The organism is Achromobacter sp. K91 (assembly GCF_003576205.1).
Classification (GTDB): domain Bacteria; phylum Pseudomonadota; class Gammaproteobacteria; order Burkholderiales; family Burkholderiaceae_B; genus Achromobacter; species Achromobacter aegrifaciens.
Map to the genome: position 1 here is coordinate 61,327 of NZ_QWFB01000022.1, position 24,750 is coordinate 86,076.

Genomic DNA, 24,750 nt, shown 5'->3' on the forward strand with positions numbered 1-24,750 from the left:
TGGCGATGCCCGCCGTAGCATGCATGGAATCCAACGAACACGTACGGACCCACCCTGTGAGGTCGCTGAGATGGATACCCAAGGCACTCCCCGATCATGGCTCGACCGCATCGTTGCGGGCGTGGGTGTTTTGGGGACGCTTGTAACCATCGTACTGACGATCTGGAATGCGCAGACCAAGCAACAGATTGACCAGCGCGAGGCGGATTTGAGGATTCAGACTGCGGCGCTGGATGCCGAGCTTCGGCGACGCAGCACTAGCGTTGAAGAGTCCAAGGAACGCGTGGAGCGCTACAAGTGGGTCTACAGTCTCGTTCCCGAGCTGAGCGTTCAAGACGGGGCCAAGCGCAATGCTGCACTTGCCATGGTGCGGCTTGCACTTTCCAAAGAAGAGGCGGACGGCTTGCTCGCAGGGCTGCAGCAGTCACCCAACGAGGAGGTCCGCAAAGCCGCTGCGCAAAGTGTCGCGACCATCGCCAAGATTGAAAATGCGGAAATTGTCCGCCTTGTTTCTCAGATGAATGCGCCTGGCGTAGACGAACGCCGCCGCGCCACGGGCAGGCTGCAGAGAGACTTCAACGATTCAGCGGACGCCATTGTCGAGGCTTTGAAGTTGCTGAATAGCGACCAGATCGACAAGCTTTCTCCGAGCGGCTTGATCAATGTGCTTTATTTTCTTTCTCGCACGGACCCCCGTGCCTGGACGCAAGATGCGCGCTCTTTGGCTGGACAGGTTCTGCCGCTTGTCCGCGCGCGCAATGCCGGCCCTCAGACGCAAGCGGAACTGGCCAGAGTAGAGGAAACGCTCAAGGCTGCTGCGCGGCAGTAGCCGATTCGAGCTTCCAAGCAAAATCCGACGATTGGACGGTAGCCGGCAACGCTGGTGATGGGCGGTGCGCTCCGCCTTCACCCGTTGCAGGACCGAACCCTGTGTCCGCCATTTGACGGTCATCCCATGGCAGAACCACGCTCCGGCCAGGTGGCTTTCCTGCTCCATGGTCAAGGAAGGGCCCAATTACCTATGACAAGCTCCGCCTGTGCGCCATACCCAATAGAAGGGATATGCAGCGTGCAAGCGCATGGCTAGCATCGGACGCGAAGATCTACTGACCACCGATGCTGGCTGAGGAAGAGACGAACATGCTGACTGATGCCCAACTCGCGCAGATCATGCGCCATGCATCCCGGCTTCGCCGTGCGCAATGCCTGGAGCCTCTCAACAATGCCATGGCGGCTCACCAGATCGACGTTAATCTGCGGCGGGCGGCCGCCTTTGTGGCGCAGTTGGGCCATGAGTCGGGGGAATTGCAGTTCCTGGAGGAACTTTGGGGGCCGACGGCAGCGCAGAAGCGCTACGAGCCTCCCAGCGATCTGGCCCGCAAACTTGGCAACACGCAGCCGGGCGACGGTCGTCGCTTCAAGGGCCGTGGACCGATCCAGATCACCGGTCGTGCGAACTATGCGCGCTACGGGGAACTGCTGGGGCAGGATCTGGTTGGTCAGCCTGAACTAGCGGCCGACCCTGTGGTGGGTTTCCGGATTGCGGGGCTGTTCTGGGAACGCAATGGGCTCAATGCGCTGGCCGATGCAGGCCTGTTTGACGAGATCACGCGCCGCATCAACGGAGGCCAGAATGGTGCCGATGACCGGCGGCGCCTCTATGCCCTGGCGCTTGACGTCCTGCGTGGCAGCCTGCCCGACGTGGCTGCCGGTCCGGTGCACGCCACCCGGCGCGGCGGGAAGGCGGGCGCGCAGCGCGCGGCGCCCGCGATGGCAGCGGAGGCGTTGACACGGGGCTGGGAGTTGATCGCGGAGGCCGCTTCCTCGGAGCCGACCGATCAGAAAGCAAGCGGCAAACGCCGCCGCGGTCAGGCGAACGCCGCGACCGAAAAGAGGGGAGCAGGCGCTGTTCCTGCGCGGCGGCTCGATGCTCGGCCGGATACCCTGGATTTCCGCGATCAGATGTATACCCCCACGCTGATCGAAGTGCCCTTGCACGTATCGCTGGGTGATTATCTTGAATGCAACGTGCCTATCCTCGATCAGGGGGCCGAAGGGGCATGTACCGGCTATGGCCTGGCCACCGTGGCGCATTACCTGCTGCTGCGCCGGCGCGTGGTACCCGATGCAACGCCGGTAAGTCCACGCATGATGTATGAATTGGCTCGCCGCTATGACGAATGGCCGGGCGAAGACTATTCCGGTTCCAGCGCGCGTGGAGCCATGAAAGGATGGCACAAGCATGGCGTCTGCTCCGAATCGCTCTACCCCAGCGGCGTCGTTAAAGTGGGTAAGAAAGCACTCAAGACTGCCTCCAAGGGCTCTACTGCCGAGGGCGGCCTGAACGACGAGCGCGTGGTCGACGCGCTGCGTCGTCCGCTGGGGGCTTACTTCCGCGTTAACCACAAGGATCTGGTGGCCATGCATTCGGCCATCGCCGAAGTGGGCGTCTTGTACGCAACCTGCACCGTCCATGACGGATGGTCACATGTGGGTGCGGACGGGGTGATCCAGCAGTCGTCCGCCATCCTGGGCGGACATGCCTTTGCCATCGTCGCCTACGACGAGCGTGGTTTCTGGATTCAGAATTCCTGGGGGGGCGACTGGGGCCGTAGCGGCTTCGGTCTGCTGAGCTACGACGACTGGCTGGAGAACGGCACCGACGTCTGGGTGGCCCGCCTGGGCGCGCCAGTCACGCTGCGGCGGGCGGAATCTACCGCGACGGTGCATGCCACCACGGCAGCCCAGTCCGTCAGCTATTCCTACGCCGACCTACGGCCACACATCATCAGCGTGGGCAACAATGGCGCGCTCAAAGCCGGTGGCGATTACGGCAGCACGACTGAGGAACTCCAGCGTGTTTTCGACGAGGATATCCCCCGCGTCACCGGTGATTGGGCGGTGCCGCGGATACTGCTTTATGCCCACGGCGGTTTGGTGGGTGAGCAGGCCGCAGTGCAGCGGCTGGCCGAGTACCGTCCGTTGCTATTGGATGGCGAGGTTTATCCATTGGCCTTTATCTGGCGTTCGGACTATTGGACCACCATCACCAACATCCTGCGCGATGCCGTCAATCGCCGAAAGCCCGAGGGGGGGCTGGACGCCGCCAAGGACTTCATGCTGGACCGCCTGGACGATGCGCTGGAGCCGCTGGCGCGCACGCTCACCGGAAAATCCGCTTGGAGCGAGATGAAGCAGAACGCCCTGGCTGCCAGCGGCAAGGGGGGGGCGGCCGAACAAGTCGCCGACCTGCTGGTGGCTTTGTGTAAACGCCTGCCCGGGCTGGAGGTGCACATGGTCGGTCACAGCGCCGGCTCCATCCTGCTGGCGCCGTTGGTCAGCCTGCTGGGCGAGCGGAAAATCCCCGTAAAGAGTTGCACCCTGTGGGCGCCCGCCTGCCAGGTAGAGCTATTCAAAAAACATTACGAGTCCGCGCTGGAGAAAAAAGGGATCGAAAAGATGGCTATCTTCGCCCTCACGGACAAGGCCGAGCGAGATGACAACTGCGGCCACATCTACAATAAGTCGCTGCTTTACCTGGTTTCCAACGCCTTCGAAGACCCGGCGCGCATTCCACTGTTTCGCGATGGCTGCCCCATCCTGGGCATGGAGCGCTTCATTGACCGGAGGCTGATGCAGCGATTGGGCGTGGATCTGGTGCTGGCGCCTAACACCGAGCCGGATGACTCTCTTTCCGCCTCGGGCGCCACCCATCATGGCGACTTCGACGACGACAAACGCACGATAATGGCCACTTTCCGCCGCATTGCGCAGGCAAGTACCAAGAAGGCAACTTCAAAGGCGGCGGCTGCGGCGAGGGCAAAGACAAAACGCATCGAGGATGGCGAGCAGCCGATGGCGGCGGTGGCGCCCACCTTCAATCGTTCCGAATCCTCCATGCGCGACCAGCGTAAACTCATTGATCTCCGTACGAAGGCACTCTAGCCAGAGGGGCCAGCTGATATGTGAGCGAAGCCGATATCACTTCTCGACGATCGAATCTACGGTGGCGGTCCACTTGGATGTTCGACACGGGCCAGTGGATCTCTGTCAGCTCGCGACGGCGGTCTCATCCCTGTGCCTGAGCATCCTGGTTGCATACCCGCAAGTTTTCAAGCGGCACCCAGCCCGCCTCGCCATCCACGAGCCTGACCGCCCACACCCATCCATTCAATTCGCGTTCGCCGCGCAGCAACTCGCCTTGCGCGACATCCAGTTCCTTGTTGGTGAAATCCTCCAGCATGGTGGCGCTGCCGTCGGCGTGGCGGTCCAGGAATTGCGCCGGCACGAAGCCGGCTTGTTGGCCTGCTGGCGTGCACAGATACCAGTCGGGCCAGCCCTCGGGGCCATCGTACCGTTCGCCGACGGTGACGCGATCTCCCTTGCGCACCAGCATGGGTTCGGGGAACTCGCTGGCGTGGGCCTGGATGACGAGGTAGCGGCGGTCGGGATTCATGGGCATTGTTTGTCCGTATTGCGGTCACGGACGGAACTATGCCATGCGCTCCAGCAGCCGCGGCACCGCCGAGGCCAGCAACGCGACTCCGGAAGCCGTCAGCAGCCCCAGCACGATCTGCCGGAAGCGCGCCTCGCTGATGCCGATATAAAACCTGGCCCCCAGCAACACCGGCACCAGCATGGCGGCGGCGACAATGGCGAACATGGGCAGCATGGCGCGCGTGACGATGCCGCTGGCCAGATACGTGCCCATGGTCACCAGCAGCATGGACAGGTTGAAGTTCTGGATGATGGCGCGTTGCGCGTCCTTGTCGAATCCGCGCAGGGTGCACCACAAGGTGGGCAGCGTGCCTGTGAAGCCGCCTATGCCGCCCAGCACGCCGCCGGCCATGCCGACGGCCGCATCGGCGGCGCGCCCGCCTGCGGCGATCTTCGGCAGGTTCTTGGCCAACAACATGGCGGGACACCAGATCACAAGCAGGATGCCGAGTATGGTCTTGAACCAGTCCATGTCCAGGCGCGGCAGCAGCGCCACGCCCAGCGGAATGCCGAACAGGCCGCCGATCACGAAGGGCAGCAATCGCCGCAGATCGAAGCCGCGGCGCACGGTGATGGCGGCGAGGATCTGCCCGACCAGGGCGCCGAAGACCGCGAGCGTCGCGGCCAGGCGCGGGTCCAGCACCCAGGCCCAGAACGACATCGCCACCAGGCCGAAGGCAAAGCCTGACAGGCCCTGCACGAAGCCCGCGATGACCGCACCCAGCGTCACCACCAAATACACCGAATCCATTGCCGCCTCTTTGTTCTTATGTGGGGGAGTCGGTTTGTATTCTGGATGATCCTTATGGCTCGCGAATCGTGTTTTGCTATGGGCCGATACCGTACTTCTTATGGCGGCGGAGCCTGTGCTAGCTTGGCGCCTTGTCCGCCGCCCGCAGGAAATTCGCTTCCAGCACGCTCAGCACGCGATTCAGGGTGTCGATATCGCCGGCCGAAAGACCCTTGAGCGATTCTTCGAAGAAGGCCGCCCGCTTGGGCAGGGCTTCATCCACCACGGCCTGGCCGGCCGGCGTGAGACTGGCGTTGGTCAGGCGGTTGTCCTGCGGATCCACTGCGCGCGCGATCCAGCCCATTTTTTCCATGGCCTGCAGCTGCCGTGTGAGCGACGCGGGATCGAGCCGGCAGCGTTCGGCCAGATGCTTCTGCGAACATTGGCCGCACTCATGCAGCGCCAGCAAAATGCGCCAACGGGGCAGGGCGTGGCCGACGGTGCTGCTGAACGCGCTCTGCATGCCGCGATAGGCCTGTCCCATGTGCTGGATGACCTGCAAGCCTTGTTGTTGTTTGGGCAAAAGCTATTCTCCGACGCCGGCCGGCTCTGGTGTGGAAGGGCGGATCAACTGGACCGGCGGCACGCGCCGCACGCACCAGAGCGCGAACACCGCGACCGCCAGGGCTATGAGTTGCCCTTCGTGGATGGCGCCGACGAGCGCGACGCGCGCGATCTCGATCAGCGAGGTTCCGTCCTGGCCTTGGTGCGCCAATTGTGCCAGGAACTGCGTCTGGGCCTCGGGATTGACGAGCATCTGGGGATCATTCAGCTCTGGCAGCCAGCGGGCGGAAGCGCCGCGCAGCGTGGATTCGACGCCGCTGAAATAGCTGTGGTTGATCATGGTGCCGACGATCGCCGTGCCCAACATGCCGCCGATCATGCGCAGGGATTGCAGCAGCGCCGTGGCGATGCCCAGGTGGCTGCGGCCGGCGGTCTGCTGCGCGAAGACCGTCAGGTTGGGCATGATGAAACCCATGCCCAGCCCGGCCATCAGCATGTATGCAGCGATGAGCGCATGTGACGTATAGCTATGGGTGGTAACAATGCCCAGGCACGAGAGCGCCATCAGGATGAAGCCCGCATACAGCATGCGGTTGGGATTGCGGATGCGGGTGATGATGCGGCCGTTGACGATGCTGCCCACCGTGATGAAAACCACCATTGGCGTGATCAGCAGGCCGGCGTCCTGGGGCGACAGCCCGAAGCCGCCTTGCAGCAGCAGCGGCGCGTAGAACAGCAGCGAGTACATGGTCACGCCCACCAGCAGGGCCAGCGTGAAGAGCATGGCGAGGCCGCGGTTGCGGAACATGTCCAGCGGCAGCAGCGGGTGGGGGCAGCGCCGTTCCCACCAGAACAGCAGGGCGAAGGCTACTGCGCTGCCCGCGCCCAGCAGCAGGATGGATGCGCTAAGCCCTTCCTTGGGCAACAGCTCGACCAGCAGTTGCAGGCTGCCCAGCGCCACGGCGATGAGCAGCGCACCCTGCCAGTCCAGCCGCACGCGGCCGGTCGTGTGGTTGCGCAGATGCGGCAGATAGCGGGCGACGAACCAGAGTCCGAGGAGGCCAATGGGCAGGTTGACGTAGAACACCGAGCGCCAGCCATAGTGCTCGGTCAGCGCGCCGCCCAAGGTCGGGCCGATGGCGTTGGCGATGCCGAAGGCGGAACTGAGCATGACTTGCCACCGCAATCGCACGTGGGGATCGGGAAACAGGTCGGGGATGGACGCGAACGCCGTGCCTACCAGCATGCCGCCGCCTATGCCTTGCAGCGCCCGCGCCAGGACCAGCGTGAACATGCTGTCGGCTGCGCCGCATAGCGCCGAGGCCAGGGTGAACAATACGATGGCTGCCACTACGAACGGCTTGCGCCCGTAGTAGTCGCCCAGGCGGCCGAAGATAGGCACGGTGATGACGGAGGTAAGCAGGTAAGACGTCGCTACCCATGCATACAGTTCGAAGCCTTTGAGTTCGGCAACAATGGTCGGCAGCGCGGTGCCGACCACGGTCTGATCGATGGCGACCATCATCATGACGAAGCACATGCCCAGCATGGCAAGCAGGGTTTGGCGGAACGGAAGCACTTGGCCGGGCGAGTGCGGGGCGCCTGTAGCGGGGGCGGACATTGTTGGATCTATCAATGATTGATGTATCAATCATTCTAGCCCTACAATCCGCGAGACAGAAAGTTGTCAGGTCCGAGGCCGGATTTCGAGACGCCGCATCGATACCGATAGTGTTGATTTTGCGCGGCCGCGCCCGGCCATCCGCGCGAAGTCGGCCCGATTTGTTACGATAGCGCTATCTGTACGCTGGCTCGGCTGGCGTCTTCATCAGGCTTTCCTTGGCAGATTCCATTTTCGGCGCCGCAGCCCCAGGCTCGGCAAGAGAGCGGGCACGCCCTGAAAGGCCGTGGCTACATGGGCCTGGCGGTTTTTCCGCAGCTAAAGCACCTTCCGCGCGCCCGGCGCAGCGGACGGCATTCAAGGATTTCCAGTCGAGGTACCGACGGGGCAGCAATGAAAACGTGGTTCAAGCGCATTTTGATAGGCCTGGTTGTGTTGGTTGTCGTGGCCGTCGTTGGCCTGGCCATCTTCTTGCTGACATTCGACCCCAACGCGTACAAGTACAAGCTGGAAGAGCTTGTCCAGCAACGCTACCAACGCACGTTGACGATAGACGGCGAGATCGAGTTGTCGCTCTTCCCGCGCATCGGGCTGTCGGTGCAGGGCGTGTCGCTGTCCGAGCCGGACAGCTCCGAAACCTTCGCCTCCATCGATAGCACCCGTCTGGCGGTCGCGGTGTGGCCGCTGCTGTCCAACAGCTTTGTGGTGGACCACGTCGCGATCACCGGTTTCAAGGCCCGTGTGGTGCGGGACAAGCAGGGCCATTTCAATTTCAGCAATCTCGTGGGCGGCACCGCGCCGATCACGGCGGCGCCGGCCAATCCGGCTGAAGCCTTGGCGGGCGCGGCGCAGAGCGCGGTGCAGGCCATCGCCAACGGCAACCTGCCGCAGCCGCGCAACAACATGCAGATCGACATCGCCGGGCTGGACCTGAAGGACGGCCAGGTGCAGCTGCAGGACGAGATCACGGGCATGGCGGTGGCGGTCACCAAGATCAACGCCAACACCGGCCGCGTCACCTTCAATCAACCGTTCGATGTGCGCATGACCGCACGCGTCGAGGGTGGCGATCCGCGCGTGGACGCCAATTTGACCGGCCAGGCCCTGCTTACGCTGGATCCGTCGGCCAAGCGCTACGCCGCGCAGAAGCTGGACCTGCGCATGGACGGCAAGCTGCCGGGGGCCGAAGCCAAGAGCCTGGCCATGCGCGGCAATCTGGCCTTCAACGGCCAGAAGTCGGCGTTGGACATCGCCGGCCTGGAAGTCGTGTTCCAGGGCGACGTCACCGATCCCGCTGCGCGCGCGACCAATGTGGATGCCAGCGTGGCCATTCCCAAGCTGGCGATCGACCCGCATAAGAGCCAGCTGCAGATCGAGAAACTGGCGATACGCGCCAAGGGCGGCGTGGCCGATGGTCCCTTCGAATTCGCCGTGGACGCGCCCGCGCTCAATATCTCTCCGGCGTCGGCCACGGGTGAGGCGCTGACGGGCCGCGTGCGCATCAGCGGCCTGGACGCGAGTTTCGGCTTGAACGGCATCAGCGGCAACGCCGGTGAGCTGGAGATCAAGGAAGCCAAGCTGGACAGCACGTCCAAGAATGGCGAACGGATCGTCAAGCTGAACTTCGCCTCGCCGCTGTCCTTGAACCTGTTGCAGCGCAGCGGCGGCCTGTCCGGTTTGCGTGGCGACGTCAACATCACCGATCCCGGACTGCCCAAGGGCAGCCTGCAGATCCCCGTGATCGGCAGCGTGACCGCGGATCTGCTGAAGGATCAGGCCACGAGCAAGATCAACGCCGTGCTGGAAGGCGGCAAGTTCGATCTGAGCGCGGACATTACCAAGCTGAGCGATGCGCCCAAGGTGAATTTCGCGCTGGTGGTGGATACGCTGGACCTGGACAAGCTGGTGCCGCCGGTTGCGGCAACGCCCGCGCAGCCGGCGCCCAAGCAGCCGGCCGAAGCCAAGAAGGAAGACGGCAAGCCCGCGCAGCCTGCAGCCCCTGCGGCGCCTGCCAAACCTGCCGACGACACGATCGACCTGTCTGCGCTGATCGGTCCCAGCGTCAATGGCACGATCAAGGTTGGCAAGCTGGTCGTGCGCGGTTTGAAGGCCGACGACGTCGGCGCCGCGGTCAAGCTGGACAAGGGCAAGCTGGATATCTCCAGCCTGACTGCCGGCCTGTACGGCGGCAAGCTGGCGGGCACTTTGTCGGTGGACGCCGCGCAGGGTAACCAGCTGGCCACCAAGATGTCGCTGGCCGGTATCGCCATCGAACCGTTCCTGATGGACCTGGCGCGCCAGAACGTGCTGAGCGGTACGGGCAGCCTTGCGCTGGACCTGAAGACAGCCGGCGCGAATGCCTACGCCATGAAGAGCGGCCTGGGCGGCACCATGCAATTGCGCCTGCGGGATGGCGCGGTCAAGGGCATCAACCTGACGCAGACGCTGCGCGAACTGAAGGCTGCCTTCAAACCGGAATCGCAGAATGAAACCGTCGCGTCCGACACCAGCAAGCAGACGGAATTCTCCGAGATGGACGCCGACCTGGCCTTCACCAAGGGCGTGGCCGCGGTCAAGCGCCTGAACGTGGTGTCGCCCCTGTTGCGCGTGACGCAGGGCGATCCGGCCACCATTGACTTCGTCAAGAGCGAATTGGACCTGGTGGCGCGAGCCCGCGTCGTCAATCCGGCAGCCGATCCGGAAGGCAAGGAACTGCTAGACCTGAAGGACGTGACCATCCCCGTGCACGTCAAGGGACCGTTCGACAAGCCGACCTATACCGTGCTCTGGAAGGACGCCATCGGCGGCATTCTCCAGCGCAGCCTGGAAAACAAGCTGCGCGAAGCGGTGACGGGCAAGGGCAAGAGCGGCGCTGCCGTCGACAAGGCTTTAAAGGGACTGCTGGGCAAATGAACGCCGAGAACTTCCAACCCGTGGCCGAGTGCGGCGTCACCACGCAGGCCGAGGCCGCGGGCTATCACCGGCAATGGCTGGTCGCCAACGATTCCGGGCAGTGGCTGAACCGCGCCCTGTGTCCGCGGCTGGCCGACGTTTCGGTCGAGCTGCGGCTGGGCTACCTGGTGCTGAAGGCGCCTGGCATGCTGCGCATGGACATTCCGCTGGACGTCATCGAAGACGACGACAGCGTGCGCTACAGCATGAAGGTGGGCGAGCAGGTGGTGGACGTGATCGACGAAGGGGAACTGGCCGCGGCCTGGATTTCCAACTTCGTCCAGGTGCCTTGCCGCATCATGAAGGTGCATCCCGATACGCCCGTGGCCGCCTGGCCGGCCTGAGCGGGCCGGGCGCAAGGGCCGTTCAAGCCTGAGCGCCAGAGCGCTTGAATTCGAAAGCCGCGTGGGCCAGCAGGCCTGCCAGAAGGCCCCAGAAGGCTGATCCGATACCCCAGAAACTGAAGCCAGATGCCGTGGCCAGCAGCGTGATGAGCGCGGCTTCGCGGCGTTGCGGGTTGGCCATGGCCGCGGCCATGCCGCCCATGATGGTGCCCAGCAGCGCCAGCCCGGCCAGCGCGGCCAGCAGGGCGGCGGGCAAGGCCTGGAAGAACACGGCCACGGCGCCGGCTACGACGCTCAGCACGACGTAGCCCAGGCCGTAGGTGGCCGCGGCGATGTAGCGCTTGGACGGGTCCGGATGCGCTTCGGGACCGGTGCAGATGGCCGCGCTGATGGCGCCCATCGTGACGCTGTGCGCGCCGAAGGGCGCGGCCAGCAGGCCCAGCAGGCCGGTGGCCGCCACCAGGCGCGAGGCGGGCGGCTGGTAGCCCGCCGCTTGCAGGATGGCCAGGCCGGGAAGGTTCTGCGAGGCCATCGCGACCACGAAAAGCGGAATGCCCAGGCTGACCGCGGCCTGCGCGCTGAAGGCGGGCGTGGTCCAGACGAATTCGGTGAGGCGCCAGTCCAGCAGGTCCAGCTGGATCAGGTTCAGGCCGAAGGCGATGGCGATGGCCACCAGCATGACGACCAGCACCGCGTAGCGCGGCGCCCAGCGCCGGCACAGCAGATAGGCGACGCACATCGCCAGCACCAGCGCGGGCTGCTGCTTGATGTTGCTGAAGACGCCCATGCCGAAGTTGAGCAGCACGCCCGCCAGCATGGCCGCGGCGATTTCGCCGGGGATGCGGCGCAGGATGGGATCGATCCAGCCGAACAGGCCGCAGGCCAACGTCAGCGCGGCGGCCAGGATGAAGGCGCCGATTGCCTCATTGAAGGGAACGCCGGCCAGCGCGGTGACCAGCAGCGCCGCGCCAGGCGTGGACCAGGCCATGACGATGGGCAGGCCCGTGCGCAGGCTGTACAAGGCGCCGCCCAGGCCGAACGCCAGGCTGAGCGAGCCGATCCAGGAGCCGATGTGCGCCGAATCCAGGCCCGCGGTATGGCCTGCCTGCACCATCAGCACGGCGGTGCCGCCGAAGCTGACCAGCACGGCGACGAGGCCGGCGGCGATGGCCGATGCGGACAGGTCGCGGCGGGCGTGGTGGCGGGAAGGAGGGAGGTTGATGCTGGACTGCGCGGCGTCGCTCATGCGGCACCGGTCAGGCGACGGTATTTGGCCATGAGCTGTTCCTGGCCTTCATTCCATTGCGGGTGCAGCTCGATGCACTCCACGGGGCACACGACCTTGCATTGCGGCTCGTCGTGATGGCCCACGCATTCGGTGCACCGGTCAGGGTCGATGACGTAATAGTCCTCGCCCATGGAGATTGCTTCGTTCGGGCACTGGGGCTCGCAAACGTCGCAATTGATGCATTCTTCGGTGATGGTCAGGGCCATGGCGGGCTGCGGTATGGGGCGGGTAGGGCTAAGCGCATTGTACCGCCGCCGCGCGCCCGGGCCGCGCAGCGCAAGAAGGGCGCTTTGCGCGCCCTTCGAGGGTGGAGCAATACCTGCGGCGGGGCTCAGCCCGGCCAGGACTGTTCGCGGCGTTCCTTGGCTTTTTCCTGGAGCCAGCGCTCGACGGACGGGAACACGAACTTGCTCACGTCGCCGCCCAACTGCGCGATCTCGCGCACGATGGTGCCGGAGATGAATTGGTACTGGTCCGAGGGCGTCATGAACAGCGTTTCGACATCGGGCAGCAGATGGCGGTTCATGCCGGCCATCTGGAATTCGTACTCGAAGTCGGACACGGCGCGCAGGCCGCGCACGATCACGCGCCCGCCCTGGTCGCGCACAAAGTCCTTGAGCAGGCCGCCGAAGCTTTGCACTTCCACGTTGGGATAGTGTCCCAGCACTTCGCGCGCGATTTCCACGCGCTCGTCGATGCTGAAGAAGGGCTTCTTGTTGCGGCTAATGGCGATCCCGACCACGACTTTGTCGAAAAGCGTGGCGGCACGGCGGACCAGATCCTCGTGGCCTCTGGTCAGCGGGTCGAAAGTGCCGGGATATACAGCGGTGATCATACGAGCTCCGTACCGTTATTTGTGGTTTACACCATCCTCCGAAGCTCGGATTATTGACCTATTTGCGCAATGCAGCAAATTCCAGCAGGTGGTAGTGGACCGCGCCTGCCTTGTCCTGCCGCAAGATCGTGAATCCTTCGGGGGCTTCGATGGGGCTTTCCGCCTCTACGTAGACTAGCCCATGCTCGGTCAGAATGCCCGGCAGAATCGGCCACAGGCGCGGCAGCCAGCCCTGGCCGAAAGGCGGATCCAGCAGGATCAGGTCAAATCGGGACGCATCCATGCGCTCGGCGACCTGCATGGCGTCGCCCACGTGGATGCGTATCATGTCGGCTTTGAGCTTGTCGCGCAGTGTCCGCAGCGCGGACGCGGCGGTCTTGTCCCGCTCGACCATCTGTACATGCGCCACGCCGCGCGAGGCCGCCTCGAAGCCCAAGGCGCCGCTGCCGGCGAATAGATCCAGCACCTGCTTGTCGGCGAACTCGCCGCCCCACAGGTGATTGAGCCAGTTGAACAGCGTCTCGCGCACGCGGTCGGGCGTGGGGCGCAGCGTCTCCACGTCGGGCACGGCAATGGGGGTGCGTCTGTATTGGCCCCCGACGATACGAATATACTTGTTACCCATGTTTAGCCGCTTCTTCAAGAAAAAATCCCCTCCGCCCGCCGCGCCGGTTCAACCCGCGCCGCCGCCGGAGGCTGCAGACGCCGTAGCCGCGCCTGCCGAGCCCGCCGCCGTCCCGGTCACTCCCGCGCCGCCGGCGCCTGTGGCCGCCGAACCGCGCCGCGAACCGAGCATTGACCCGGGCGTCGCCGCACCGGCGGCACCGCCCGTTGTGGCGCCTGTTGCTGCGCCGCATGAGGCGCCGGCCGTGACGCCCGCGCCGGTTGCGCCGGCACCCGCTACGGTATCGGCGCCAGCGCCTGTTCCGGCGCCAGCGCCGGCCCCGGCATTGGCCCCCGCTCCTGTCGCGGCGCCCGCGCCGGTGGTGGCAACGCAAGCTCCGATCGCCGCTCCCGCGCCGGTTGCGGCTCCGGTGGCTCCGGCTGCGGCGCCAGCCCCAGCCCCCGAGTCCGCCGCTGAAGCCCCCAAGAAGGCTTCCTGGCTGTCCCGCTTGAAGCAAGGCCTGTCGCGTACGGGCCAGAGCATCGGCGGGATCTTCATCGGCGTGAAGGTCGACGAGAACCTGTTCGAGGAACTCGAATCGGCGCTCATTATGGCCGATGCGGGCCTGGAGGCCACGGAAAAGCTCCTGACGGCGCTGCGCGCGCGGGTCAAGAAGGAACGCATCGAGGACCCCGCCAAGGTCAAGGCGGCCTTGCGCCAACTGCTGGCCGACCACCTGCGCCCGCTGGAGCGCGCCTTCGACCTGAAGCGCACGCAACCCCTGGTCGTCATGATCGCCGGCGTCAACGGCGCCGGCAAGACCACTTCCATCGGCAAGCTGGCCCACACCTTCCAGCGCCAGGGCGCCAGCGTGCTGCTGGCCGCGGGCGACACGTTCCGCGCCGCTGCGCGCGAGCAGCTCATCGAATGGGGCAGCCGCAACAACGTGACGGTGATCTCGCAGGACGGCGGCGATCCGGCGGCTGTGGCGTTCGATGCGGTCAACGCCGGCCGCGCGCGCGGCATGGGCGTGGTGATGGTGGATACCGCGGGCCGCCTGCCCACGCAGTTGCACCTGATGGAAGAGCTGAAGAAGATCCGCCGCGTCATCGGCAAGGCGGATGCCGCCGCGCCGCACGAAGTGCTGCTGGTGGTGGACGGCAATACCGGCCAGAACGCCCTGGCGCAGATCCGCGCCTTCGATGCCGCCATCAATCTGACGGGCCTGGTCGTGACCAAGCTGGACGGCACCGCCAAGGGCGGCACGCTGGCCGCCGTGGCCGCGGGCAGCCAGGGCGTGCGCCCGATCCCGGTGTACTGGATCGGCGTGGGCGAAAGCCTGGAAGACCTGCAGCCCTTCGTGGCCGACGAGTTCGCCGGGGCTTTGCTGGCGGATTGAGGTCCGTGGGTCCGGCGCGCCTGCGCCGGAAAAAACAAAGGGACGGCGCATGCCGTCCCTTTTGCATTCAAGCCCGCGTCACTTCCAGAATGGCTTGCTGGCGGCCAGATCGTCGAACGCTTGCTGCGCGTCGTCCGCCAGTTCTTCCAGGCGCGCGCTGATCCAGCCCAGGGCGAACCAGGCTTGCGGATGGGTGGCGGTACACGACTCGTAGTAGTCCTTGGCCACTGCCAGGTCGTTGATTTCGCCCAGCACGTCCTGCACGCGCGACAGCAGCTTGCGATAGCCGCGCAGTTTGCCCGCGGGCAGCAGCGATTCGGCGAATGCCAGGCTGTACCGCAGCCGTTTGCCGCGCTTGCGCAGTTCGTGGCGCGTGGGAATGTCGAGCGTCGCGAATTGCGTGCCCTGGTCAGCCACCTTGCTATGCCAGCGGTGCAGGCGCCGCGCAAGCTGCTTGTGCAGGCGCTGCGGATCGGGTTCGGGCGCCAGCATCGGAATGATGGTGGGTTTGACGCTGGGCGCCGCCACGCCGCCTTCCAGCCGGATGGCGGGCTCGGGCGCGGCGTCGCTGGGGGTGCCGTTGGCTATCGTCTGGCCTTCCGCGGACGGCAGGGCCGGCGGCACGTCCAGGCTCCATTCCAGCAGCTCCAGCATCCAGGCCTGGAAGGCCTTGCCGCCGGCGATGCTGCGCGCGTCCTGTTCCGGGGGCGCGGCTTCCATAGGGATGACCGGCATGCCTGCGCGCATCAGCGCGGGCGCCACGGTTTCGTTCAGCACGTCCTGGTCGCGGTTGGCGCCGAAGGCGGCGAAGTGCGTGCGCACGCCTTGCAGCAGAGTGTCTGGAATCGGCGCGATCCAGCCGTCGAACAGCTTCCAGGCCGAACGCAGCCGGCGCACGCCCACGCGCAGCTGATGCACGTGTTCGGAGTTGCCGGCGCGGTAGACGCCCTCGGTGTCGACCTCGGCCAGCACCGAGGCGTTGCGCGCGATCTGGTCCAGGCATTCCGCCGCGATGCGCGCCATGGCCTGGGGCGCCGTCATGTCTTCGCGCAGCTTGACCGATGCGGCGCCGCGCGGCGCCCAGAACTGGGCGATGGCTTGGGCGCGGCGGGCTTCGAGGTCATCGCCCGGAATGGCGTCTGCATCTGCCAGGCGCTGAGCCAACTGGGCCAGCGCATCGCCGCGTTCGGACTTGCTGCGCGGGTCCAGCACCAGGCTGTGGCGCTGCTGCCAGCCGCGAGCCGCCGCGAAGATAGCGGCGGGGCGGCCCGACACCAGTTCGAATTCCAGTTCGGAGATGGGCAGCTCCAGCGCGCCGGCGCGCAGGATGCCGGTGTCATAGGCCAGTTCCACCGTGCCGTAGCGCGTGCGGACCTTGCGCAGGAGCCGCTGCACATCGGTTTCATAACGCAGGCCCAGTTCGCCCTTGATGGCTGCCAGCGCGGCTTCGACCTCGGTGCCGGCATACACCGACAGGTCCAGCACCGGGCCCGGCCGCGGGTGATTGAGTTCGATGCGCGTGATGGCATTGATGCCAGGCATCTTCAGCGTCTGCACCCAGTCGCGGCCTTCCTGGCGCAGCCGGATGGCGATGCGCGCCCGCGCAAGTTCGCGTTCCGGCGTATCGAAATACATGGCGTGCAGGCGGATGCGGGTCGCCTCGCGCTGCTTGACCTCTCGGAGCACCGCCTGGCGCGAGGCCGCAGGCACGTGCAGTTTCAATTCCTGTTCCGACATGGCGGCGGGCGTCCAACGGCAAAAGCCGAGATCTTAATCAAACGGGGCGGGCGATTTGATGACCGGTCATATTTATTTCACATGGAGCATAAACGTGTTTGCGGCGCATCAACAACCGGGTGAGCAGCCTTGCCCGCAAGCCAGGGGGAGACGCTGGCAGCCGCATGCCGAAGCGTTGGCCGGCTTCGTTCAATTACCAAGTTTCAGTGATATGCAATGTTACGAATCGCTTTTCTAATTGTAATTGGCGGGTAACGCGCTTCGCGGCCCCGGCTTCTACCCGCGTCTGCCCGGCAACTGTTCGTGCGGGCCCCGATTACATAAGAGCCCAATGAATCATACGTATCGCATCGTCTTCAACCGCAGCGCAGGCTTGTGGAAAGTGGTAAGTGAAAATGCTCGCGGGCAGGGCAAGGGCGGTTGCCGCAGGGGGCGATCCGCGCGCGGAAGCCTGCCGTTGATGGCGATGTTGCTGGTTGCCCTGGGCACGGCCAGCGAAACGCAAGCGGGGCCGCTGGTCTCCTTCACGGGCGATACCACGGTCGGATCCATGTCAAGCCCGAAGATTACGGTCTTCGTCCCGCTCTCCGTGGGTATATTCGGCGTGGGAACAGTGACTATCGCCGATGGCGGCGAGCTGTTGATGTCGCTCGGCAACACAGTGTCTCTGGCCGACTCGGCCTCGGCGGACGGCACGATCAACATCGGCGCGGCTCCCGGCGCCGCGCCCGCGGGCGCTGGTTTCCTGGTAACGCAGCGACTCGCGTTCGGCGCGGGTACCGGCACGCTGAATTTCAACACCAACAACCTCTACGACTTCGGCGCGGCGCTGGTCAGCAGCGCGGCGGGCACGCACCAGCTCAATCACTATGCCGGCTCCACGCGGCTGTCCGGTAATAGTTCAGGCTTCGTCGGCAACACCACCGTCACGGGCGGGAACCTGCAGATCCTCAACGTTCTGGGTACCGCGGAAGGACGTATCGATGCCGGGCAAGCTCCCGGCGCCACGGCCCGGGTCAGCGTGTTCAGCCCCGGCTCGACCTGGGCACTGACGGACAACCTTTTTGTCGGCGGCGCCGGACCCGGAGAGCTGAGCATCTTCAGTAGCGGCACGGTCTCGAACCAGTTTGCGACGGTGGATGCCCGGCAGAACGACGCGGCGAAAGTGACGGTTTCCGATGTCGGGTCGCTCTGGAGCAATCGCGCGGTGCTGCTGGTTGGTTCGGAAGGCGGGAGGGGCAGCGTGTCGATCCTGGCGGGGGGATATGCGACCAGCGTCGATGGCGTTGTCGGGCGCATCCAGAACGGCAATGGCGCCTTCCTGGTGTCGGGGCGCGGTTCAACCTGGATCAATAACGGCGAGCTCAGGGTGGGCGATGTGTCCGGTCAGGGCACACTGACCATCGAATCGGGGGGCTTCGTCTCGAACAAAGACAGCTATGTGGGCAGCATGAGCGGTAGCGGCAACGTTGTTGTCCGCGGCGCCGGCTCCATCTGGGACAACAGCGGCGCGATGACCCTGGGATTTGGCGTGGGAACGGGGGCGGGCAGCCTGACGATCGCGCAAGGCGGCACAGTGAGCGTTGGCGCGAGCGGCGGAGGGGCCGTGTCCCTGGCGCAGGACCGGTTTCTTTTCTTTCCCACCACCGGCACGATCAATATCGGCGCGGCGGCGGGGCAGCCGGCCGTGGGCGCCGGCACGCTCAACGCCAGCGCGATCCAGTTCGGCGCCGGCATTGCCACCGTGAACTTCAACCATACCGAGTCCGCCTACACGTTTTCGACGCCGCTGTTGAGCACAGGCGCCGGTTCACATAGTCTGAACCAGATCGCCGGCACCACCTTGCTGACGGGCGCGAATAGCGCATTCAAGGGCAGGACCACGGTGTCGGGCGGCAAGCTGGTGGTGCTGGGCCAGTTGGGAGGTTCGGCCGCCGTCACGGGCGGGGTCTTGCAGTACGGAGACGGCGCCACGGGCGCGGCCAACACCCTGAGCGGCAACCTGAATGTCTCAGGCACCGGCAGCACGCTGGCGGTGCATCGGGGCGCCACGCTGGCGGTCACGGGCGACATGGAAATGGCCGATGACACCGTGCTGGACTTGATGGCCGGCACGGGCAGCCCGCTGTTGCAGGCAAACAAGGTCACGCTGGGCGATGGCGTGGTGTTCAGGCTGAGCGGCATCGGCGACAAGAACGCGCTCGATACCGTGTTGATCGAGGCGCCCACAGGCGGCATCGACGGTGATTTCGGCGCCGTCAACGTGGGCGGCTTTACCGGAGAGGTCGACTATCTAACCGTCAACACACGCAAGTCCGCGGACAACAAGCAGTACCTCGCCACCTACGGCCTGAGCTGGACCGCCAACAACAACCTGGCCCATGGCACTTTCACGCTGGCCGATGCGTCGAACCGGTTCACGCTGGGGGTGCCGCTTTCCGACCAGGCCGCCAATGCCGCCGCCGGTTGGGACGGCAAGAGCTTGACCAAGGCCGGCGCGGGCACGCTGGTGCTGCAAGGCGCCAACACGTACAGCGGCGGCACGGCCATCCTGGGCGGCACGTTGCAGGTCGATAGCGATGCCAACCTGGGCGCTGCCGCCGGGGGACTGCGGTTTGGCGACGGTACGCTGGCGACCACCGCCAGCTTCGACACCGCGCGCGCCGTCACGCTGGCGCAGAGCGGACGTTTCGACGTGGCGGCAGACACCACGCTGGGCCTGACCGGCGCGGTGGCGGGCGCGGGAGCCCTGGTCAAGAGCGGCGCGGGCACGATGGTGTTGAGCGGCAGCAATAGCCACGGCGGGGGGACGATGATCGCCAGCGGCACGCTGCAGATCGACCGCGATGCCAACCTGGGGGCGACGGCTGGCGGCCTGGCCTTCGGTGACGGCACGCTTGCGGTGACGACCACCTTCGACATCGCGCGCGGGGTCGCCCTGGCGCAGTCGGGGCGATTCGAGGTGACCACGGGCGCCACGCTGGGCCTGGCCGGCTCGGTGTCGGGCGCAGGCGCGCTGGCCAAGAGCGGCGGCGGCACGCTGGTCTTGAGCGGCAACAACAGCTATGGCGGCGGCACGCAGATTTCGGGCGGCCGCTTGCAGGTGTCGAGCGATGCGAATCTCGGCGCCGCGTCCGGCGGCCTGAGTTTGAACGGCGGCGCCTTGGCGACCATGGGCAGCTTCGATACCGCGCGGGCGGTCGCGCTGACGCAGGCAAACAGTTTTGACGTGGCCGCCGGCACGACGCTGGGGCTGGTCGGCGCCGTCACGGGCAGCGGCGATCTGTTCATGTCCGGCGCCGGTACGCTGCGTCTGGACAACGGGGCCAACGCCTACGGCAATACCTGGGTGCGCGCTGGCACGCTGGTCGGCCATGCCGGTTCGATCTCGGGCAACGTCGACATCGGCAGCATTGGCACGCTGGCGTTCGAGCAGGCCGCCGATGCGCGCTTTGCCGGCGCCATCTCGGGCGACGGCGCGCTCGTAAAGAACGGCGCGGGCACGCTGAGCCTGGCTGGCAACAGTTCCTCCTACTTCGGCAAGACCACGGTGTCCGGCGGCCGGCTCGTGGTGCAAGGTTCGCTGGGCGGCTCGGCCGAAGTCACGGGCGGCGTCCTGCAGTATGGCGACGGCGTAGCCGGCGCAGCCAATAGTCTGACAGGGGACTTGAACGTCGGCGCAGCGGGCAGCGCCTTGTCGGTGCAGGGGCCGGCGTCGCTGGCGGTGGCGCGCAATGTCAATCTGGCGGATGGCACAGCCCTGGATATCGCAGCCGGCGCGGGCGGCCCGTCCTTGCAGGCGGGCGGGCTGACGCTGGGCGAGGGTGTCGCCTTCACCCTCAGCGGCATAGGCAGCGCCAGCCAGCTCGACAAGGTGCTGATCGACACCCGCGGCGGCATTCGCGGCGACTTCGGGTCGGTGCGCGTGGGCGGCTTCAGCGGCGCGGTGGATTACCTCACGGTCAACACGCGCAAGTCGGCCGATGGCCTGCAATACCTCGCCAGCTACGACCTGAGCTGGACCGCGGGCAACAATCTGGCGCATGGCACGTTCACGCTGAGCGATGCCGCCAACCGGTTCGTAGTCGGCGCGGATCTGGCAGACCAGGCGGCCAACGCCGCGACGGGCTGGAGCGGACGATCGCTGCTCAAGGCCGGCGCCGGCACGTTGGTCCTGAGCGGCAACAACACCTATAGCGGCGGCACCACGATAGCCGGGGGCAAGTTGCAGGTTGCAAGCGATGCGAACCTGGGCGCGACGTCTGGCGGCGTGGCATTCAACGGCGGCACGCTGGCGGCATCGGCGTCCTTCGATACCGCGCGTGCCATGACGCTGACCCAGGCCGGGCGCTTCGAGGTGGCTGGCGGCGCAACGCTGGGGCTGGTCGGCACAGTCTTGGGCAACGCCGACCTGATCAAGACCGGAGCCGGCACGCTGCGACTGGACAACGCGGGCAACGCCTACGGCAATACCGTCATCCGGGAAGGCACGCTAATCGGCGATGTCGGGTCGATCCGGGGCAATGTCGACAACAATGGCTCCTTGGTGTTCGAACAAGGCGCGAACGCAACGTTCGGCGGCGCCATCTCCGGTGGCGGCGCGCTGGTCAAGAGCGGCGCGGGGACGCTGGCGCTGAGCGGCGACAGCTCGGGCTTTACCGGCAGCACCACGATTCAGGGCGGCCGGCTGGCCTTGAACGGCAAACTTGGCGGCGCGCTCAATATCGGCCAGGGCGGCGTGCTCGGAGGCCGCGGCACAGTGGGCTCGGGCGCTGGCTCGGTGGTGACCGTGGCGGCCGGCGGCACGCTGGCGCCAGGGAATTCCATTGGCACGCTGACCGTCGACGGCGATCTCGTCATCGAGAGCGGCGCGCGCTACGCCGTGGAAACCAATCCGCAGGGCGCCGATGCCGACCTTATCCATGTCACGGGCAATGCCACGATCAATGGTGGCTCGGTCGCGCATATCGGTATCGGCGGCGACTACGGGCTACGTTCCGTCTACACGATACTGGCGGCCGACGGCGCCTTGTCCGGCCGGTTCGATACGGTGACGTCCGACTATGCCTTCCTGACGCCGAAACTCGGCTACGACTACGGCGCGGGCCGAGTGTCGTTGGAATTGGCGCGCAACGGCACCGCGATGGCCACGGCCGCCGACACGCGCAACCAGCGCGCGGCGGCGGGCGCCATCGACAGCATCGGCATGGCGGCGGGCAATGGGCTTTACGACGCGTTCGCCGTGCTGCCGGACGACAAGGGCTTGCTGCGTTCCAGCTTCGACCAGCTATCCGGCGAAATCCACGCGTCGGCCAAGACCGTGCTGCTCGAAGACAGCCGCTATGTGCGCGACGCCGCCAGCGAGCGCCTGCGCTCGGCCGCGGGCGCGGTCGGCGCGTCGGCGACGCCGGTGCTGGCGTCCGCAGGGGGCGGCGCCCGCCTGGCTCCGGCAACGGCGACGGGGCCCGCCAGCTGGATACAGGGCCTGGGTTCCTGGCGCCAGACCGACGGCGACGGCAATGCTGCCCAGGTCAAGAGTTCGACCGGCGGCTTTCTGCTGGGCGTGGATGCGCCGGTGTCCGATGCCTGGCGGCTGGGCCTGATGGCGGGCTACACCCGCACGGATTTCGACGTGCGCGATCGCGCGTCATCGGGCGACAGCGACAACTACCATCTCGGGGCCTACGGCGGCGGCCAGTGGGGCGCGGTGGGCCTGCGCGGCGGGCTGGCCTACAGCTGGCACGACATCGCGACTCGGCGCTCGGTATCCATGCCCGGCTACTCCGACAGCCTCAAGGCCAACTACGACGGCCGCACCGTCCAGGCGTTTGCCGACCTCAGCTATCGCATCGACACGCGCGTTGCTGCGCTGGAGCCGTTCGCCAACCTGGCCTACGTCAACCTCAAGACCGACGGCTACAGCGAGAGCGGCGGCGCAGCCGCCCTGCGTGCAAACAGCCAGACCACCGAGACCACGTACACGACACTGGGTTCGCGGCTCATGTCCAGCTTCGAACTGGGCGGCGCGCAAGCCACGGCTCGCGGATCGCTGGGCTGGCGCTACGCCTTCGGCGACTTGAAGCCCGCCGCCACCCAGGCTTTCGCGGCGGGCGATGCCTTTACCGTGGCCGGCGTTCCCATCGCGAAGAACAGCGCGGTGCTGGAAGCGGGGCTGGACGTGCAGATGTCGCGCAAGGTGTCGTTCGATCTGTCCTACCAAGGACAGCTCGCCAGCGGGGCGCAAGATCACGGCGTCAGGGCAGGGGTGAGCGTGCGGTTCTGATATGTGGGCGAAAAAAAAACCGCCCGTTTCCGGGCGGAGCAAAGGAACGCTGTAGGGATCCGCGGACGCGTCAGAGGATGCGTTTGCGGACCTGGGTGATGATGATTTCGGCCACCACGACCACGGCGAAGATGGCAGCCAGTACCAACGCCACGCGGTCCCACTGGAACAGGTTCAGAGCCGTGTCCAGCGCCATGCCGATGCCGCCGGCGCCCACCAGGCCAAGTACCGCCGATTCGCGCACGTTGATGTCCCAGCGCAGCAGCACGATGGACCAGAAGGCGGGGCGGATCTGCGGCCAGTAGGCGTACCAGATCACGGATGCCTTGCTGGCGCCGGTGGCGGTGACGGCCTCGATCGGGCCGCGCTGCGCTTCCTCGATGGCTTCGCCCACCAGCTTGCCGACGAAGCCGATGGAGCGGAACGCAATGGCCAGCGTGCCGGCCAGCGCGCCGGGCCCGAAGATGGCGATGAACAGCAGCGCCCACACCAGCGAATTGACCGAACGGCTGGACACCAGGATCAGCCTGGCCAGCATGTTGACGGTCTTGCTGGGCGTGAGGTTGTTGGCCGCCAGCAGGCCCACCGGCACCGCCATCACCACGGACAGGATGGTGCCCAGCGTGGCGATGTGCAGCGTTTCGATCAGCGCGCCGTGCACGCCTTCCGGGTAGTAGGCCCAGTCTATCGGCCACATGCGCTGGAACAGATCGGCCATCTGCTCGGGCGCGTCGTACAGGAACTCCGGAATGATCTCGACGCCGCGGATCGCCTGCACGATGGCCGCGACCACCAGCAGGTAGAGCGCGAAGCGCAGCAGGCGCTGGCCCATGCTGTAGCGTTGCCAGACGCGCGGCGAACCCGGTGGATTGAAGGTGGATGCGTGGGCGTTCATTCGTCCACCTCCGCACGGCGCTTGACCGGAGTTGCGCCGCTGCCGATGCCGCGCGCTCCCGCGAAGCGGCCTTGCAGGATGCGTTCGAATCCCAGGTTGTCCAGGAACACGGCGCGCACGAAGCCGGCCAGGATTTCACCCAGCATGATGATGGCGATCAGGGTCAGCAGGATGGCGCTGACGAAATCGTAGTCAAAGCGCTGGAACGCCGAGAACAGCGTGCCGCCCACGCCGCCCGCGCCCACGATCCCCACCATGGTGGAGTTGCGCAGGTTGGAGTCGAACTGGTAGGTGGCAAAGCCGATGAAGCGGGCGAATACCTGCGGCAGCACGCCGAAGATGATGACGTTGGCGAACGAGGCGCCCGTGGCGCGCACGGCTTCCACCTGCTTTAACGAAATCTCTTCGATGGCCTCGGTGAACAGCTTGCCGATGAAGCCGACCGAGGCGACCGTCAGCGCCAGGATGCCGGCCAGCGCGCCAAAGCCCACGGCCTTGACGAACAGGATGGCGACGATGACGGGATGCAGCGCGCGGCACAGGGCCACGATGGCGCGGGCGGGCCACGATACCCAGGTGGGCATCATGTTGCGCGCGCCCAGCAAACCGATGGGCAGCGCGATGATGATGCCAAGCACCGAGGCCAGCACCGCGATCTCCAGGCTTTCCGCGATGCCCTTCCACAAGGTGGCGGGCTTTTCGAAGTTGGGCGGAAACATGCGCGCCAGAAACGTCGACGCGTGCCCCATGCCGGTTTCGAAGCGCGCCCAGCTGAAGTCCAGCTGCGCGCCGGCATACAGCGTGTAGGCCAGCAGCAGCAGCACGCCGGCCTTGGCGCGCCCGGACATGGCGAAGGGGCGGGCGCCCTTGGGTGGGATCATTCCAGCCAAGACTCGCCTCCATAGATGGTCTTGAGCATGGCGGCGTCCAGCCCCTGGCCGTCGCCGTCATAGACCACGTGGCCGCCGGACATGCCGGCGAGGCGGGTTGCGTAGCGGGGG

17 protein-coding genes and 2 pseudogenes are annotated in these 24,750 nt (G+C 66.0%); 7 read left to right on the forward strand and 12 right to left on the reverse strand.

The features are described 5' to 3' along the window. The first annotated feature begins 70 nt into the window (after nt 1-70). Entirely contained in the window at nt 71-829 is a 759-nt protein-coding gene (locus DXK93_RS06075) for a hypothetical protein (RefSeq protein ID WP_054451946.1), read from the forward strand. Between the two features lie 311 nt (nt 830-1,140). Next, nucleotides 1,141-3,945 carry a glycoside hydrolase family 19 protein gene (locus DXK93_RS06085; protein ID WP_199728279.1) on the forward strand — a complete coding sequence of 935 codons (2,805 nt, stop codon included), beginning with the start codon at nt 1,141-1,143 and terminating at the stop codon, nt 3,943-3,945. Between the two features lie 124 nt (nt 3,946-4,069). Here the strand turns inward: DXK93_RS06085 and DXK93_RS06090 are convergent, their stop codons facing one another. The 4 genes from DXK93_RS06090 to DXK93_RS06105 form a co-directional block, all read right to left on the reverse strand. Then, nucleotides 4,070-4,462 carry a ligand-binding protein SH3 gene (locus DXK93_RS06090; protein WP_233564515.1) on the reverse strand — a complete coding sequence of 131 codons (393 nt, stop codon included), beginning with the start codon at nt 4,460-4,462 and terminating at the stop codon, nt 4,070-4,072. A 30-nt stretch (nt 4,463-4,492) separates the two neighbouring features. Then, the gene (locus DXK93_RS06095) at nt 4,493-5,248 is read right to left on the reverse strand and encodes a sulfite exporter TauE/SafE family protein (RefSeq protein WP_054451944.1); all 756 of its coding nucleotides are present in this window, start codon (nt 5,246-5,248) and stop codon (nt 4,493-4,495) included. A gap of 118 nt (nt 5,249-5,366) precedes the next feature. Then, entirely contained in the window at nt 5,367-5,810 is a 444-nt protein-coding gene (locus DXK93_RS06100) for a MarR family winged helix-turn-helix transcriptional regulator (protein WP_119449623.1), read from the reverse strand. 3 nt (nt 5,811-5,813) lie between these two features. Continuing rightward, nucleotides 5,814-7,412, reverse strand: a complete 1,599-nt coding sequence (locus tag DXK93_RS06105; RefSeq protein ID WP_119449622.1) for an MDR family MFS transporter — start codon at nt 7,410-7,412, stop codon at nt 5,814-5,816. A gap of 393 nt (nt 7,413-7,805) precedes the next feature. Between DXK93_RS06105 and DXK93_RS06110 the strand changes: the two genes are divergently transcribed. Both DXK93_RS06110 and DXK93_RS06115 read left to right on the forward strand, forming a co-directional pair. Further along, nucleotides 7,806-10,325 (forward strand): AsmA family protein, encoded by a 2,520-nt coding sequence (locus DXK93_RS06110; protein ID WP_119449621.1) that lies wholly within the window; start codon nt 7,806-7,808, stop codon nt 10,323-10,325. After that, entirely contained in the window at nt 10,322-10,708 is a 387-nt protein-coding gene (locus tag DXK93_RS06115) for an MOSC N-terminal beta barrel domain-containing protein (RefSeq protein ID WP_119449620.1), read from the forward strand. The genes DXK93_RS06110 and DXK93_RS06115 overlap by 4 nt, the downstream gene beginning before the upstream one ends. A gap of 22 nt (nt 10,709-10,730) precedes the next feature. Here the strand turns inward: DXK93_RS06115 and DXK93_RS06120 are convergent, their stop codons facing one another. The 4 genes from DXK93_RS06120 to rsmD all read right to left on the reverse strand — a co-directional run bounded on the left by DXK93_RS06120 (nt 10,731) and on the right by rsmD (nt 13,456). Further along, nucleotides 10,731-11,954, reverse strand: a complete 1,224-nt coding sequence (locus DXK93_RS06120; RefSeq protein ID WP_175161370.1) for a benzoate/H(+) symporter BenE family transporter — start codon at nt 11,952-11,954, stop codon at nt 10,731-10,733. Further along, entirely contained in the window at nt 11,951-12,202 is a 252-nt protein-coding gene (locus DXK93_RS06125) for a YfhL family 4Fe-4S dicluster ferredoxin (RefSeq protein WP_042795127.1), read from the reverse strand. The genes DXK93_RS06120 and DXK93_RS06125 overlap by 4 nt, the downstream gene beginning before the upstream one ends. A 125-nt stretch (nt 12,203-12,327) precedes the next feature. Continuing rightward, complete coding sequence (gene coaD, locus DXK93_RS06130; RefSeq protein ID WP_013396175.1) at nt 12,328-12,831, reverse strand: pantetheine-phosphate adenylyltransferase; 504 nt, start codon at nt 12,829-12,831, stop codon at nt 12,328-12,330. Between the two features lie 58 nt (nt 12,832-12,889). Beyond that, nucleotides 12,890-13,456: a 16S rRNA (guanine(966)-N(2))-methyltransferase RsmD gene (gene rsmD / locus DXK93_RS06135; protein ID WP_054451938.1), complete on the reverse strand. Its 567-nt coding sequence runs from the start codon at nt 13,454-13,456 to the stop codon at nt 12,890-12,892. Between rsmD and ftsY the strand changes: the two genes are divergently transcribed. Beyond that, nucleotides 13,455-14,834 (forward strand): signal recognition particle-docking protein FtsY, encoded by a 1,380-nt coding sequence (gene ftsY, locus DXK93_RS06140; RefSeq protein WP_199728278.1) that lies wholly within the window; start codon nt 13,455-13,457, stop codon nt 14,832-14,834. The genes rsmD and ftsY overlap by 2 nt on opposite strands. Nucleotides 14,835-14,912: 78 nt before the next feature. Here ftsY and DXK93_RS06145 read toward each other — a convergent pair whose 3' ends face one another. Further along, a complete protein-coding gene (locus tag DXK93_RS06145; protein ID WP_119449619.1) occupies nt 14,913-16,571 on the reverse strand; it encodes a CYTH and CHAD domain-containing protein in 1,659 nt (552 codons plus the stop codon). Between the two features lie 331 nt (nt 16,572-16,902). Between DXK93_RS06145 and DXK93_RS32600 the strand changes: the two are divergent. Beyond that, nucleotides 16,903-17,031, forward strand: a pseudogene (locus tag DXK93_RS32600) (ESPR domain-containing protein); the annotation flags it as partial. Continuing rightward, nucleotides 17,032-22,854: an autotransporter domain-containing protein gene (locus tag DXK93_RS32280; RefSeq protein WP_233564514.1), complete on the forward strand. Its 5,823-nt coding sequence runs from the start codon at nt 17,032-17,034 to the stop codon at nt 22,852-22,854. A gap of 70 nt (nt 22,855-22,924) precedes the next feature. Here DXK93_RS32280 and phnE (DXK93_RS06180) read toward each other — a convergent pair whose 3' ends face one another. From phnE (DXK93_RS06180) to DXK93_RS06190, 3 genes and pseudogenes are all read right to left on the reverse strand, one after another. Continuing rightward, nucleotides 22,925-23,749, reverse strand: coding sequence for a phosphonate ABC transporter, permease protein PhnE (phnE, locus tag DXK93_RS06180; RefSeq protein WP_119449618.1), 825 nt, complete (start codon nt 23,747-23,749; stop codon nt 22,925-22,927). Next, entirely contained in the window at nt 23,746-24,630 is an 885-nt protein-coding gene (gene phnE / locus DXK93_RS06185; RefSeq protein ID WP_054451934.1) for a phosphonate ABC transporter, permease protein PhnE, read from the reverse strand. The genes phnE (DXK93_RS06180) and phnE (DXK93_RS06185) overlap by 4 nt, the downstream gene beginning before the upstream one ends. Further along, nucleotides 24,627-24,750, reverse strand: a pseudogene (locus DXK93_RS06190) (phosphonate ABC transporter ATP-binding protein); the annotation flags it as partial. The gene phnE (DXK93_RS06185) and the pseudogene DXK93_RS06190, both read right to left, overlap by 4 nt.